General features: G+C 63.7%; 16 protein-coding genes. 1 reads left to right on the forward strand and 15 read right to left on the reverse strand.

What is annotated here, in order from left to right; all coding sequences use genetic code 11:
- The first annotated feature begins 32 nt into the window (after positions 1 to 32).
- Complete coding sequence (locus BH683_RS04580) at positions 33 to 632, forward strand: cob(I)yrinic acid a,c-diamide adenosyltransferase (protein WP_084835097.1); 600 nt, start codon at positions 33 to 35, stop codon at positions 630 to 632.
- Here the strand turns inward: BH683_RS04580 and BH683_RS04585 are convergent.
- The 15 genes from BH683_RS04585 to rpmE form a co-directional block, all read right to left on the reverse strand.
- Complete coding sequence (locus BH683_RS04585) at positions 629 to 1,069, reverse strand: DUF2550 domain-containing protein (protein ID WP_084835098.1); 441 nt, start codon at positions 1,067 to 1,069, stop codon at positions 629 to 631. The genes BH683_RS04580 and BH683_RS04585 overlap by 4 nt on opposite strands.
- A gap of 124 nt (positions 1,070 to 1,193) precedes the next feature.
- Positions 1,194 to 1,580: a F0F1 ATP synthase subunit epsilon gene (locus BH683_RS04590; RefSeq protein WP_084835099.1), complete on the reverse strand. Its 387-nt coding sequence runs from the start codon at positions 1,578 to 1,580 to the stop codon at positions 1,194 to 1,196.
- Between the two features lie 9 nt (positions 1,581 to 1,589).
- Positions 1,590 to 3,041: a F0F1 ATP synthase subunit beta gene (atpD, locus tag BH683_RS04595; protein ID WP_084835100.1), complete on the reverse strand. Its 1,452-nt coding sequence runs from the start codon at positions 3,039 to 3,041 to the stop codon at positions 1,590 to 1,592.
- A 29-nt stretch (positions 3,042 to 3,070) separates the two neighbouring features.
- A complete protein-coding gene (locus BH683_RS04600) occupies positions 3,071 to 3,991 on the reverse strand; it encodes a F0F1 ATP synthase subunit gamma (protein ID WP_084835101.1) in 921 nt (306 codons plus the stop codon).
- Positions 3,992 to 4,044: 53 nt separating this feature from the next.
- The gene (gene atpA, locus BH683_RS04605) at positions 4,045 to 5,676 is read right to left on the reverse strand and encodes a F0F1 ATP synthase subunit alpha (protein WP_084835102.1); all 1,632 of its coding nucleotides are present in this window, start codon (positions 5,674 to 5,676) and stop codon (positions 4,045 to 4,047) included.
- Between the two features lie 85 nt (positions 5,677 to 5,761).
- Positions 5,762 to 7,114, reverse strand: a complete 1,353-nt coding sequence (locus tag BH683_RS04610; protein ID WP_084835103.1) for a F0F1 ATP synthase subunit B/delta — start codon at positions 7,112 to 7,114, stop codon at positions 5,762 to 5,764.
- 3 nt (positions 7,115 to 7,117) lie between these two features.
- Positions 7,118 to 7,639 (reverse strand): F0F1 ATP synthase subunit B, encoded by a 522-nt coding sequence (locus BH683_RS04615; RefSeq protein ID WP_084835104.1) that lies wholly within the window; start codon positions 7,637 to 7,639, stop codon positions 7,118 to 7,120.
- Positions 7,640 to 7,666: 27 nt separating this feature from the next.
- Positions 7,667 to 7,918 (reverse strand): F0F1 ATP synthase subunit C, encoded by a 252-nt coding sequence (locus BH683_RS04620; protein WP_023957890.1) that lies wholly within the window; start codon positions 7,916 to 7,918, stop codon positions 7,667 to 7,669.
- An 82-nt stretch (positions 7,919 to 8,000) separates the two neighbouring features.
- Entirely contained in the window at positions 8,001 to 8,756 is a 756-nt protein-coding gene (atpB, locus tag BH683_RS04625; RefSeq protein WP_084835105.1) for a F0F1 ATP synthase subunit A, read from the reverse strand.
- Positions 8,753 to 9,166 carry an ATP synthase subunit I gene (locus BH683_RS04630; protein ID WP_084835106.1) on the reverse strand — a complete coding sequence of 138 codons (414 nt, stop codon included), beginning with the start codon at positions 9,164 to 9,166 and terminating at the stop codon, positions 8,753 to 8,755. The genes atpB and BH683_RS04630 overlap by 4 nt, the downstream gene beginning before the upstream one ends.
- A 288-nt stretch (positions 9,167 to 9,454) precedes the next feature.
- Positions 9,455 to 10,630, reverse strand: coding sequence for an MraY family glycosyltransferase (locus BH683_RS04635; protein ID WP_281492287.1), 1,176 nt, complete (start codon positions 10,628 to 10,630; stop codon positions 9,455 to 9,457).
- Between the two features lie 213 nt (positions 10,631 to 10,843).
- Positions 10,844 to 11,497, reverse strand: coding sequence for an L-threonylcarbamoyladenylate synthase (locus tag BH683_RS04640; RefSeq protein WP_084835107.1), 654 nt, complete (start codon positions 11,495 to 11,497; stop codon positions 10,844 to 10,846).
- Complete coding sequence (locus tag BH683_RS04645) at positions 11,494 to 12,354, reverse strand: HemK/PrmC family methyltransferase (protein ID WP_084835108.1); 861 nt, start codon at positions 12,352 to 12,354, stop codon at positions 11,494 to 11,496. The genes BH683_RS04640 and BH683_RS04645 overlap by 4 nt, the downstream gene beginning before the upstream one ends.
- A complete protein-coding gene (gene prfA, locus BH683_RS04650; protein ID WP_084835163.1) occupies positions 12,351 to 13,427 on the reverse strand; it encodes a peptide chain release factor 1 in 1,077 nt (358 codons plus the stop codon). Before prfA ends, BH683_RS04645 begins: the two co-directional genes overlap by 4 nt.
- Positions 13,428 to 13,523: 96 nt before the next feature.
- Complete coding sequence (rpmE, locus tag BH683_RS04655; protein WP_084835109.1) at positions 13,524 to 13,763, reverse strand: 50S ribosomal protein L31; 240 nt, start codon at positions 13,761 to 13,763, stop codon at positions 13,524 to 13,526.
- Positions 13,764 to 13,974 lie beyond the last annotated feature (211 nt).

Below are 13,974 nucleotides of genomic sequence, written 5' to 3' on the forward strand. Positions count from 1 at the left end.
CGAGCATGACCCTACCGGGTACGTTTACTGGCATGGCTGTTCATCTGACCCGGATCTACACCCGCACGGGCGACAGTGGTACCACCGGTCTCAGCGATTTCTCCCGGGTGTCGAAGAATGACCCACGGGTGAGCGCATACGCCGACTGCGACGAGGCAAATGCTGCCATCGGCGCCGCTTTGGCACTGGGAGACCCCACCCCTGAGATCGCCGAGATCCTCACCCGTGTGCAGAACGATCTGTTCGACGCCGGCGCAGACCTGTCCACGCCCGTCGTCGAGAACCCGAAATACCCTCCACTGCGCCTGCTTCAGACGTACATCGACGACCTCGAGGCCTGGTGTGATCACTACACCGATCAACTCGAGCCCTTGAACTCGTTCATCCTGCCGGGTGGTAGTCCACTGAGTGCGCTGCTGCACGTGGCGCGGACCGTCACACGCCGGGCGGAACGATCCGCATGGGCCGCGATCGAGGCGTTTCCCGACGACACCAGCACCTTGCCCGCGCAGTACCTCAACCGGTTGTCCGACCTGCTGTTCATACTGTCGCGAGTCGCAAACCCCGACGGAGACGTGCTCTGGCAGCCAGGCGAACAACGCACCCGCGCCGCGTCAGACGGCAAAGACTAACGACGCCGTTCCCGATTGGAGCGTTCGGCGCGCTGCGACGGACGGGACTCGAGCCAGGACTGGAAGGCGGTCACCGCCCCCGTATCGAGCGCCAACTCGAACGCGCCACCGCGGTCGGCGAGTTCCAAAACGACCATGCCGTCCCCGAGTACGTCGCCCTCCGCGGGTGTAGGAGTACGACGACCCCGCGTGACGACAGACTGCCTGAGCACCGACCGAGCCGGCCCACCGCGCATACTGCGTAGCCGAAAATACTCCATGGCGTTGTCGTCGTAGCGGACCACGCCATGCCGCCAGGCACGCCCGTCGTCGGCGGGCAGCACCCGGAGCAATGCCGATGTGCCAGACCCACGCAGCTGATTGACCCGATAGACCAGATAGCACACCCCGATGGTGATCACCGCCACCACTGCGAGGGCAATCAAGTTCCAGTGCACACCGACACCTCCTTCAGCCCCCGCTAAATGCAGCGATCCCCGCAAACATGTGAAGTTTGCGGGGACCGATACCGTTCAGCCGTTCACATGGCCCCTGCCAACAGGATGCCACTTGTCCGGCGACTTACTTGACTTGGCCCAACTCGTCGAGTGCCCGCAGTCGAGATTGCGCGCGAAGGTACTCGTCCGAGCCCTCCTCGGCGACGTCGAGCGTCTCTTCTTCGGTTGCACGATCGATGTCGTCGGCCCACTCTGCGGACTCGGCAAGGATGGTGACGGTCTCTCCGGTGACGGAAAGGAATCCACCCTGGACCGCCGCCACTTTCCGGGAGCCGCCCTCCTCCTCGATGAGCACGAAACCACCCTGGATCAGCTGGCCGAGGAGCGGTTCGTGGTTCGCGAGAACACCGAGTTCGCCCTCGGTGGTCTGCGCGATCACGAAGGTCGCCTCACCCGAGTACAACTCGGAGTCCACCGCGACGACCTCGACGTGGAATGCGGTGTCAGCCATGAGTACCTGTCACTTCCTGGTGATCTTCTCGGCCGCAGCCTCGACGTCGTCGAGTCCGCCGCAGCTGTTGAACGCCTGCTCCGGAAGATGATCGAACTCGCCCTTGGCAACCCGATCGAACGCCTCGATGGTGTCCGCGAGCGAGACCACCGAACCCTTCTGACCGGTGAACTTCTCGGCGACGAGGAAGTTCTGACCCAGGAACTTCTGGATACGGCGGGCGCGCTGGACGGTGACCTTGTCCTCTTCGGACAGTTCGTCCATACCGAGGATGGCGATGATGTCCTGGAGCTCACGGTATTTCTGGAGGATGCGCTTGACCTCGTTGGCCACGCGGAAGTGGTTGTCTCCGACGATGGAGGCCTCCAGGATGCGCGAAGTCGAGGTCAACGGATCCACAGCCGGGTAGATACCCAGCTGCGAGATGGGCCGCGAGAGCTCGGTGGTGGCATCGAGGTGCGCGAACGTGGTGGCGGGCGCCGGGTCCGTGTAGTCGTCGGCGGGCACGTAGATCGCCTGCAGCGAGGTGATCGAGTTACCACGGGTCGAGGTGATGCGCTCCTGGAGCTCACCCATCTCGTCCGCGAGTGTGGGCTGGTAGCCCACGGCCGACGGCATACGACCGAGCAGAGTCGAGACCTCGGAACCTGCCTGCGTGAAGCGGAAGATGTTGTCGATGAAGAGCAACACGTCCTGGTTCTTCACGTCACGGAAGTACTCGGCCATCGTCAGGGCCGACAGGGCGACGCGCATACGCGTGCCGGGCGGCTCGTCCATCTGGCCGAACACCAGGGCGGTGTCCTGCAACACGCCCATTTCTTCCATCTCCAGGTGGAGGTCGGTGCCCTCACGGGTGCGCTCGCCGACGCCGGCGAAGACCGACGTGCCGGAGAACTCACGAGCGATACGGGTGATCATCTCCTGGATCAGCACGGTCTTGCCGACACCGGCACCACCGAACAGACCGATCTTGCCGCCCTTGACGTACGGGGTGAGCAGGTCGATGACCTTGATACCGGTCTCGAGGATCTCGGTCTTGCCCTCGAGCTGGTCGAATGACGGCGGCTTACGGTGGATACCCCACTGCTCGCCGTCACGGCCGAGTCCCGGGGTGTCCAGGCAATCGCCGAGCGCGTTGAACACGTGGCCCTTGACGACGTCACCGACGGGCACCGAGATCGGCTTCTCCGTATCGGTGACCTCCGCGCCACGGGTCAGACCATCGGTCGGCTGCATGGAAATGGTGCGCACCAGATTGTCGCCCAGATGCTGTGCGACCTCGAGGGTCAGCGTCTTGGCAACGGTCGGCAGCGTGATCTCGGCGTGCAGCGCGTTGAACAGTTCTGGGATCGAGCCGCGCGGGAACTCCACGTCGACGACCGGGCCAATGACTCGGACGACTCGACCGGATACCGAGCCGGCCTTCGAATCCGAGGAGGATTCGGTTACAGCTGTGGTCATGTTGTCTCTTCCTTGATTACGCGAGGGGGTTACGCGAGGGCCTCTACGCCACCGACGATTTCGCTGATTTCCTGGGTGATCTGTGCCTGCCGGAGCTGGTTTGCCTCTCGCGAGAGCGACGTGACCAGGTCCTCGGCGTTGTCGGTGGCCGCTTTCATGGCCGTCCGGCGAGCGGCCGATTCCGAGGCCGACGAATCGAGCAGCGCCGCATACACGCGGGTCGCCACGTACTTCGGCAGCAGTGCCGACAGCAAGGTCTCCGCACCCGGCTCGAACGTGTAGTTGCGTGCTGGTGCGGTCTCTTCGCCTTCTTCGGCCTCCGACACCACCAGAGGAGCTATTCGCCGCACCTCGGGCGCCTGGGTCAGCATGCTCACAAAGCGGGTGTAGACCAGGTGCAATTCGTCTACGCCTTCGATCTTTCCTTCACCGTCCAGAGCATCGATCTCTGTGCCCGACCCGGCGACGAACAGATCGACGAGGTGACCGGTGGCCGCGGCGGCATCCGGGAACTCCGGCTGCTGGGAGAAGCCGGTCCACGACCCCGCGACGTCGACGCCACGGAAGGTGAAGTAGCCGACACCCTTCTGCCCCGTGATGAAGATGATGGGCTTCTTGCCCTCGTCCTCGAGCAGCTCGAGCAACGACCGGGCCTCACGCAGCACGTTCGAGTTGTAACCGCCACACATTCCGCGGTCGCTGGTCACGATCAGCACCGCGGCACGCTTCGGGTTCTCCCTGGCCACCAGCAACGGATGGTCGAGGTTCCCCGAGTTCGACGCCAACTCCGAGAGAACCGTGGTCATCTCTTTGGAGTAGGGCTTCGCAGCGGCAACTCGACCCTGGGCCTTCGTGATCCGCGACGTGGCGATCAGTTCCTGGGCCTTCGTGATCTTCTTTGTCGACTGGACTGACCGAATGCGTGAGCGCAGTTCGCGAATACTCGCCATGGGAACTCACACTCCTTTCGGATAAGTCGAAAATGGTCGGATGTTCATAGGTCCTAGGACTTCCGGACCTTGATCTCTTCGTTTTCGACGTCATCCGCGGCAAGCGCGTCGGCGTCGGCCTCGTTCACGCCGCCGGGACCGTCAGAGCCCTGGTACGACTTCTTGAAGTTGTCGGCAGCATCCTTGAGTGCCTCGGCCTGATCGTCCGAGAGTGCCTTGCCGCCTGCGATGGACTCGTAGACACCTTTAGCACTGTGGTGCAGGTGGCCGAGGAGATCCGCTTCATAGCTGCGCACGTCGTCGATCGCAACCGAGTCGAAGTGGCCTTCACCCGCGAGGTAGATCGAGACGATCTGGTCCTCGACGGACACCGGTGAATACTGATCCTGCTTGAGCAGCTCCACCCAGCGGGCACCACGCTCGAGCTGTGCCTTCGACGCATCGTCGAGGTCCGAGGCGAAGGCCGAGAAGGCCTCCAGCTCACGGAACTGAGCAAGCTCCAGACGCAGCGAGCCCGAGACCTTCTTGAGGCCCTTGGTCTGAGCAGCACCACCGACACGAGAGACCGAGGTACCGACGTTGATCGCCGGACGGACACCCTTGTTGAAGAGGTCGGACTCGAGGAACACCTGACCGTCGGTGATCGAGATGACGTTGGTCGGGATGAACGCCGAGACGTCGTTGGCCTTCGTCTCGATGATCGGCAGACCGGTCATCGAGCCGCCGCCGAGTTCGTCGGACAGCTTCGCGCAACGCTCCAGCAAACGGGAGTGCAAGTAGAAGACGTCACCCGGGTATGCCTCGCGGCCCGGCGGGCGACGCAGCAGCAGCGAGATGGCGCGATAGGCCTCGGCCTGCTTGGAGAGATCGTCGAACACGATCAGAACGTGCTTGCCCTGGTACATCCAGTGCTGGCCGATGGCCGAACCGGTGTACGGGGCGAGCCACTTGAACCCGGCCGAGTCAGAGGCGGGGGCGGCGACGATGGTGGTGTACTCCATCGCTCCGGCCTCGTCCAGCGCGGTCTTGACGCCGGCGATGGTCGAGCCCTTCTGACCGATCGCGACGTAGATGCAGCGAACCTGCTTGCTCTCGTCGCCGCTCTCCCAGTTCGCCTTCTGGTTGAGGATGGCGTCGATGCAGACCGCGGTCTTGCCGGTCTTACGGTCGCCGATGATGAGCTGACGCTGTCCGCGGCCGATGGCGGTCATGGCGTCGATGGCCTTGATGCCCGTGGCGAGCGATTCCTCGACCGGCTGGCGCTCCAGCACCGAGGCGGCCTGCAACTCGAGCACGCGCTGCTCGTTCGACTCGATGTCGCCCTGCCCGTCGATGGGCAGACCCAGTGGGTTCACGACGCGACCGAGGAAGGCGTCGCCCACGGGGACCGACAGCACCTCACCGGTACGACTGACCTGCTGGCCTTCTTGCAGCTCCTCGTAGTTACCGAGGATGACCGCGCCGACCTCATCTTCGTCGAGGTTCAGGGCCACACCCAGCACACCGCCGGGGAACTCGAGGAGTTCGTTGGCCATCGCGCCGGGCAGACCGCTCACGTGAGCGATGCCGTCAGCGGTATCGGTAACAATGCCGACTTCCTCGCGCGATGCGTCGGCCTCGAATGACGAGACGTACTGCTCGATCGCTCCCTTGATCTCGTCGGATGAGATCGTCAACTCCGCCATGAGTACTCGTTCCTTGCTTTCGTTTGTGCTTGTGGTCTTCTGTCTGCCCACTCCGGAAGTGGTTTCCGGGCGGGCTCGCGGGTCGCTACTTCGGCAGGCTTTCGCTGGCCTTGGTCAACCTGCTGGCGATGTCGCCTTCGATCAGTTCGTCCGCGACCAGCACCTTCAGTCCGCCCAGGAGCTGCGGGTCGATCTCCGTCTGTACCGACATCTCGCGACGGTAGATCCGGCCCAGCACCGCGGACAGACGTTCGGTCTGCTCGTCGGTCAGCTCGGATGCGGCGATCACGTGCGCCACCGACTCCCCGCGCCGGGCAGCCGCCAGTTCGGCGACCTCACCGATGGCGACGTCGATCGGGGTCAAACCGTGCTGTAGCCGAACCGCGTTGGCCACAAGCGCTTTCGTGTGATCGGTGACCTTGCCGCCGATCACGTTGTCCACCAGCTGGATTCGACCATCCGCGGGCGTGTGGTAATCCGATAGCATCCGGGTGAACTCCGGCTCTGCGATCAGCAGACGACCAAGGCGGAACAGTTCGTCCTCGACCTCGGAGATCTTTCCGTCGCGGTCGGCGACGGTCAGGAGCGCGAGACGCGACAGCCGCTCGATGGCCGTGGAGAAGTCGCCGGCAGTCGACCATTTGGCCGCGACCGCTTCTTTCAGGACACCCAGAGTTGCGTCGGCGATCTTGCCTGCGAACAGCGAGTCGACGAGCGCCACCTTGGGTTCGGTGGAATCGGTGTTCTCCGAGAGGTGCTTGCGTAGAACTGGATTCGTGACCAGCAAGGCAGCGACAGAAGACAGGTCCTCCGCCACGGTCTGTAGTGCGGCGTCGTCGAGCGACGATGCCTTCTCGTCGAAGCCACGGGCCAGAGCCCGGACCGAGTCGCGGCTGACTGCACGCATCGATCGGGTTCCCACGGTCTCGGATGCCGGAGTGGTGTCGAACGAGTCCTCGTCGCCGGCCATCCCCTCCAGTTCGGAGATCGCCCGGTCCACGGATTCCGACTTCGCAGCCGGGTCGGCGAGATGCTCGCGAACCAGCTCGGCGGCCACGTCCAGGGACGCGACACCCAGCTCTCCGCGAAGCTGACGTACGAGGTTTTGACGGTTCAACTCGACCTGAGCCTTACCGTGCTCCTCGATCCGCTTCACTTCTTTGTCCGCCTGCACCCGCATCTGCTCGGTGATGGCCTGCGAGTCCCCGCGAGCTTCTTCGCGGATCCGGCTGGCCTCGGCCCGAGCCTGCTCGAGCGCATTCGCATGGGCGTCCTTGGCCTCGGCGAGCTTGGCCTTGGCGCGCTCGCTCTCGGCTTCCTGCTCGGCGATCGTCTCCTGCTGCTTGGCGATCGTCTTGCGCAGCACCGGCAGGATGTACTTCACGAAGACAAAGACGACAACAGCGAAACCGACGAGTTGTCCGATGAAAATCGACATTGATTAGCCCACCGTCCCGGACTTCTCGTCCTCTTTAGCGGAGATCCGATCGACCGATGCGGTCAGCTTCGGATCCGATGAGACATCGAATCCGAGGACCCGGCTGGCCAGCCCGGAGGCGAGCCTGCCGAGTTCTGCGTGGGCCTCCGACGCAGCCCGCTGCCCTTCGGCAGCCAACTGCTCGGAGGTCTCACGCTGAATTGCGTCCGCCGCCTCGGTGGCACGGCCACGCATCTCCTCGAGTTGCTCGTTGCCTTTGGCACGGGCTTCGTCGCGGATCCCTGTCGCCTCGACACGAGCACCCTTGAGTGCCGTCCGGTATTCGGATTCGGCATCCTCAAAACTCTTGGTGGCGTCCCGATGGTCCAGATGGGTCTGGTGAACGAGTTGTTCGCGTTCCTCCAGCACCTTGCGGATCGGCGGCACGACCAGCTTGCCGACCACCACCAGCACGATCACGAAGATGATCAGCACTACGAAGAACGTGCCGTTCGGTATGAGGAAGTTCTCTTGGGCGAGATCCATGGCGTCTTTCTATCTGTTTCCCGAGATCTATTCGGCGCTGATCGGGGTGGCGAAGACGAACAACGCCATGAAGGCCAGGTTGATGAAGTACGCGGCCTCGACCAGACCAACGGTGATGAAGAACGGCGTGAACAGCCGGCTCTGTGCCTCGGGCTGACGCGCGATTCCCGCGATCAGCTGCGCACCGGCCAGACCGTCACCGATACCGGCGCCGATAGCGCCGCCGGCCATGATCAGACCGCCGCCGATCAGTGCACCCATGCCAATCATTGGATCCATTTACTTTTCCCTTTCGGTGGTACTGACAATCGAATTGCCAGGTCTTTGGGCCCTACCAGCATTGCGCCGGCCAGGGATCGATCTAGTGGTGCTCGTCCTCCAGCTCCATTGACTGGCTGAAGTACAAGATGGTCAGCAACGTGAAGATGAACGCCTGGATCAAACCGACGAACACGTCGAACATCTTCCAGATGGAGTTGGGGGCCCACAGGATGTAGGCCGGGAAGATCGCGATCAGCGAAACCATCACACCGCCGGCGAACATGTTGCCGAAAAGACGGAGTGAGAGCGAAACCGGCTTGGCGATCTCTTCGATGATGTTGATCGGGGCCAGCCCGATCGCATGACCCTTGACCAGGGCCTTGGGATGGCCCAACCATCCGCGCCGGCGAACGCCGGCAGCGTGGTAGGCGACGAAGACGAAGAGAGCGAGTGCGTAGACGAAGTTGGCGTCGGAGGCCGGTGGCTTCAGGAGCTCGTGCGTTCCACCCTCACTGGTTCCGTACTGGACCGGCAGTACCGATATCCAGTTGGCGACCAGGATGAAGACGAACAGCGTGACGGCCAGGGGCAGCAGGAACGGCGCCACCTTCATGCCGATCCCACCTTCGACCTGGGCCCGCATCTGTGACGTCAAGGCCTCGAAGAACAGCTGGACCGAGTTCGGCTTGCCCGAAGACAACTTGGCCCGCACGAAGAACGCCAGCGCGATCACGACCAAGGCCGCGAACGAGGTGCCGATGATGGTGTCCAGGTTGAAGGACATGCCGAGGAACTCCACCACGGTGTGGTGACCGACCTCGATCTGCGCCTCGGCGAGATACGACGTATCTGTCATGACTGGGTACGAAGTCCTTTCATCACTGGAATCACCGTGTTGAGAACCAGGATCACCTGACACAATGCGAGACCGAACATCACGCCGAGTCCGTCTGGCCGGGCAAGAAATGCCACCACCAGCGCAACTACCGTGAGGGCCGCGAGTCGCAGAGCAGAGTTGACCACCAGCGGCCGCTTACGCGGATTCTCTTCTGCGGTGACACCTTGCACGTAAAGCTGAACAAGCTTGGCATTGGCCAAACTGAGGGCAATTCCGAAGAACATCCAGATGCCGAACATGATGTGCCCGAGGTAGGCACCGGCGACAACTGCGACGACTACCAACAATCCACTGAGAATCGCGGGTCGCACCAGACTCAGCGGAGCCTCCGGGAATACCGGCGCCGAGTCGGAGCTTGACGTCGTCATACCTCTCCTCAAGGGTCTAGCGTGGTCGCTAGCTCTGGGGCAGCGTGGCAGAGCCGCGCCCGTCGATCCAAAACATGATCCGGGCGACAGCTCGTCGATCCCTGTGACCATATCAACAACTTTGTGGCCGTCCATCGGGGGGTGGGTTGCCGGCAATTGCGGCTCTCACCTTGCTGAATCTTGGCTACTACAATAGATAGTACTACGTCCGGTAGTGCCCCGAATGTCCGGGTTAGGTTGTGCTTCGTATGAGGCTACGCGACCGCATCGGCGGATCCGACGTCACCCTCACGCGGTCGCCGGACGGCGCCTGTTTCGCCTGCGCAGCCGCGGCACGATCGTCGCCACCATGGCCAGGATCAGCCCCCCTCCCAGCAACGGCAGCACCACAGACGCGGAGAAGACCGTGCTCGCCGCCGCACTGAAGGCCAGCACCCCCACCCACAGATAGATGAGCAGTACCACGCGCCGGTGGGAGTGTCCGATCTCGAGCAGGCGATGATGCAGGTGCATCTTGTCCGGGGTGTAGAAGCCGACGCCTGCTCGCGTGCGACGCACAACCGCCATCAACATGTCGAGCATGGGGATGAACATGACCGCGGCCACCAGGATGATCGGCGCCAGCAGGGTGAAGACATCGGCCGGTCCGTAGGCATTGATCGCGATCCTGCCCGAAGCACTGGTCGACGCCGCGGCCAGCATGAGTCCGATCAGCATCGAACCGGAGTCGCCCATGAAGATCCGGGCGGGCTGGAAGTTGTGGGGCAGAAATCCCAGGCACGCACCTGCCAAGATCGCCGAGATCAGCGCAGGCGCGTAGTAGCTCACGTCCCCGCCCTGATCGTGCAGCAGTCCCAACGAGAACGCACAGATCGCCAACGCCGCGATCAGAGCCAGCCCCGCGGCCAAACCGTCGAGGCCATCCACGAAGTTGATCGCGTTGACCGTCGTCACCGTGATGGCAATGGTCAGCAGCCCCGACTGCAGCGGATCGAGGACGACGGTCCCGATCTCCCCGAACGGCACCGGCAACACTGTCCAACTCACGCCCATGATGACCAAGACGCCCGCTGCGGTGAGCTGCCCGACGAACTTGGTCAGCGCGTCGATCCCCCACCGATCGTCGATGATGCCCACCAGCACGATCACCCCGCCGGCGACCACCACTGCGTTCATGTCGTCGGTGTAGGCGAACCCACGGGTCAAGGCGGGGAGCTCACCCGCGAGCACCATTCCGGCAAGCACTCCGATATACATGCCGACGCCACCGAGACGCGGAGTCGGGACTGCATGCACATCGCGGGTTCGCGGTACCGCGACAGCCCCGACGCGAGTCGCGATCACCCGAACGAGTCCGGTGAGCAGATAAGTGATGACTGCTGCGGTGAGTCCCACCAGCATCAATTCGCGAAGGGGTACGCCCGCACCGCTGCTCGTGAGACCGGACTGGGCGGCAATGATCATGCTGCCGCCCTCACCCATCGAAGTCATCTCGGCCGCAAGCACGGGTCAACGCTACTAGTGCCCACATCCGATTCAGCGAACGCCTGCGAGCAGATCGCTGACATCGCCGGCGCCACGGGCGATCATGCACCATTGTCGGTTCACCACCATCCGCATGAGCCTCTCGGTGGTCGATGGGTCTGTTCGAGCCGCTTTCTGGCGAGCAACTCGCTCTCAGACTCGCAGACTCTCCACGCCGGTGCCCAGGACGTCGGCGATCTGCTCCGCGGTCACCGCGCCCTCGCGCACGATCTTCGGCGCCATGTCCGTCAGATCGACGATGGTGGACGGCATCGCCTTCTCGGCCGGCCCTCCGTCGAGGTACACCGCGACGGACTCCCCCAGCTGATCACGAGCTTCTGCGGCGGTCGTTGCGGGCGGACGCCCTGAGATGTTCGCACTCGACACGGCCATCGGCCCGACCTCCCGCAAGATGTCGATCGCGACGGGATGCAGCGGCATCCGCAGCATCACCGTTCCGCGGGTGTCCCCCAGGTCCCAGGCAAGTGACGGGGCTTGGTGCACGATCAGACTCAAACCACCCGGCCAGAAAGCCCGCGTCAGCTCGCGGGCCGTCGGCGACACCGAGAGCACCAGACCATCGATGGTCGTCCACGAACCCACGAGTACCGGGACGGGCATGTCGCGTCCCCTACCCTTGGCCGCCAGCAGGCTGTTCACCGACTCGGAATCGAAAGCGTCGCAACCCAACCCGTAGAGCGTGTCGGTAGGCATCACGATCAGACGACCGCCTTTGGCGGCGCCGACGGCGGCGCGTAGCCCGGCCGCCCGGGAGTCGGGTTTGCTGCAATCGAACGTAGTGCTCACGGATTCATCTTCGCACGTCGCGCCGAGACGAAACGCGGCCGACCGACGAGGTCGCTCATCTGCGAGATCCCTTCGAAATCGCCGCCGGCGTCGAGGGCCGCCATCACCAGGTCACCGGTCGTGTCGTCGTGCTCGATCGCGACGGCACCGCCCGGCACCAGCACACGGGCGATGGTCGCGATCATCGGGGTGATCACCGACATCCCGTCGTCGCCGCCGAACAGCGCCAGCACAGGATCGTGTTCGGCCACCTCGGCGGGCAGGTCCGCTCCGATCGGGATGTACGGCGGATTGGCAACGACAAGATCCGCCGACACCCCGGCGAGAACACTCGGATCACGGACATCTCCGGAGTGCACGACGACTCGGTCCCGGGCCGGCCGAGGGAGGTGAGAAAGGTTGCGCCGCAGCCAGGTCAGCGCGTCAGGATCGATCTCCACCGCGTGCACGAGCGAACTCGAGACCGAGGTCGCAAGAGCCAGCGCGAGCGCGCCACTTCCGCTGCACAGATCCACCACCACGGGATCGGGCACTGCGGCGAGAACGTCACATCCCCAGGACCAGAGGAGTTCGGTCTCCATCCGCGGGGTGAAGACACCGGGGCCCACCTCGACCTCGATCGAGCCGAACTGGACCCGGCCGACGATGTGCTGCAGCGGCTCCCGGGTCGCGCGGCGCCGTACGAACTCGTGGAATCGAGAGAGCTGGTCGTCGGTCAGATCGTCGACCATGACCAGCTCGCCGACAGTTCTGCCCACGACATGCGCCAGCAGCAACGCGGCGTCGACGTCCGGGGTGTCGACACCGGCTACGGCCAGGACATCCGTCGCCTGGCGACGGATCTCACGAAGGCTCACTCCGCCTCGAGGCGGGCCTGGCGATCGGCGGCTTTGAGCGCGTCCAGCAAGGCGTCCATCTCACCGGACAGCACAGCGTCGAGATTGTTCGCCTTGTATCCGATGCGGTGATCGGTGATGCGGTTCTCGGGGAAGTTGTAGGTGCGGATCCGCTCGGAGCGGTCAACGGTTCTGACCTGCGCGGCGCGACCCTCGGACGCCTCGGAGTTCGCGGCCTCTTCCGCGGCCGCCTGCAGGCGCGCGGCCAGGACCTGCATCGCACGCGCCTTGTTCTGCAGCTGTGAGCGCTCGTTCTGGCACGTCACGACGATGTTGGTCGGAAGGTGTGTGATGCGGACTGCCGAGTCGGTGGTGTTGACCCCCTGACCACCTTTTCCGGAGCTTCGGTACACGTCTATTCGCAGGTCGCCCTCGTCGATCTGCACCTGCTCGACCTCATCGGGTTCGGGGTAGATCAACACCCCTGCGGCCGAGGTGTGGATACGGCCTTGCGATTCGGTCACCGGCACACGCTGGACGCGGTGCACACCGCCTTCGAACTTGAGTCTGGCCCATACCCCGTCCGGGCCGTCACCCTTGGACTTGATCGAAATGGTGGCGTCCTTGTAGCCGCCGAGGTCGGACTCGGTGAGCCCCAGCGTCTGCGCCTTCCAGCCATGGCGTTCGCAGTACTTCAGATACATCCGGGCCAGATCGGCAGCGAACAGCGCCGATTCCTCGCCCCCGGCTCCGGATTTGATCTCGAGGACCACGTCGTCGCCATCATGCGGATCACGAGGGGCCAGCAGATCGGTCAGTGCAGTGTCCAGTTCGGACACCGTATGTTCCAGTTCGGGGATCTCTGCGGCAAAGGCACTGTCGTCGGCCGCGAGTTCACGCGCCGCCTCCAAGTCGTCTTCCGCCGCCCTGAGTTTGGTGTAGGTGGCCATGATGGGCGCGAGTTCCGCGAACCGTTTGCCCACCCGCCGAGCAGCAGTGGGGTCGTCGTGCAGTGCCGGATCCGACAGCTGAGTCTGCAGGCCGGCGTGCTCGGCGAGAATGTCGTCGATCGCGGACGGCTCGGGAGTACTCATGACCTGATTCCTTGGCAGTGGGGCAATGGTGAGGCGCACAACGAAACCGGCGCCCATCTCCGCCGCGAGGGCAGAGATGGGCGCCGGTCGGACAAGCTACTTTTCGGCTGCTGCGTCATCCTTCTTGGCTGCGCGCTTGCCGTACCGCTTCTCGAAGCGTGCGACGCGACCACCGGTATCGAGGATCTTCTGCTTGCCCGTGTAGAACGGGTGGCACTGCGAGCAGACCTCGACGTTGATCCGACCGTTCTCCTTGGTGGAGTGGGTCTGGAAGGTGTTCCCGCAGCCGCAGACCACAGTGGTCTCGACGTATTCGGGGTGAATTCCCTGCTTCATTTCTGGTGTCCCTTTCGGTGGTCGCCGGGTCACCTTCGCGGATCGAAGGTGTGAACCGGAACCGGACTCTGGCCGCTCAGTATGCCAGAGGCGCTGGTCTCAGGGCCAATCGGTGAACCGTGGTCACCCACCGGCAGCAGCGCGATCTGACATCTGCGGCACCATGGTGACAACGACGGACCGGTGGGAAACATTCCGCTGAACAGACGGG

It is taken from the genome of Williamsia sp. 1138 (genome assembly GCF_002095435.2).
Classification (GTDB): domain Bacteria; phylum Actinomycetota; class Actinomycetes; order Mycobacteriales; family Mycobacteriaceae; genus Williamsia.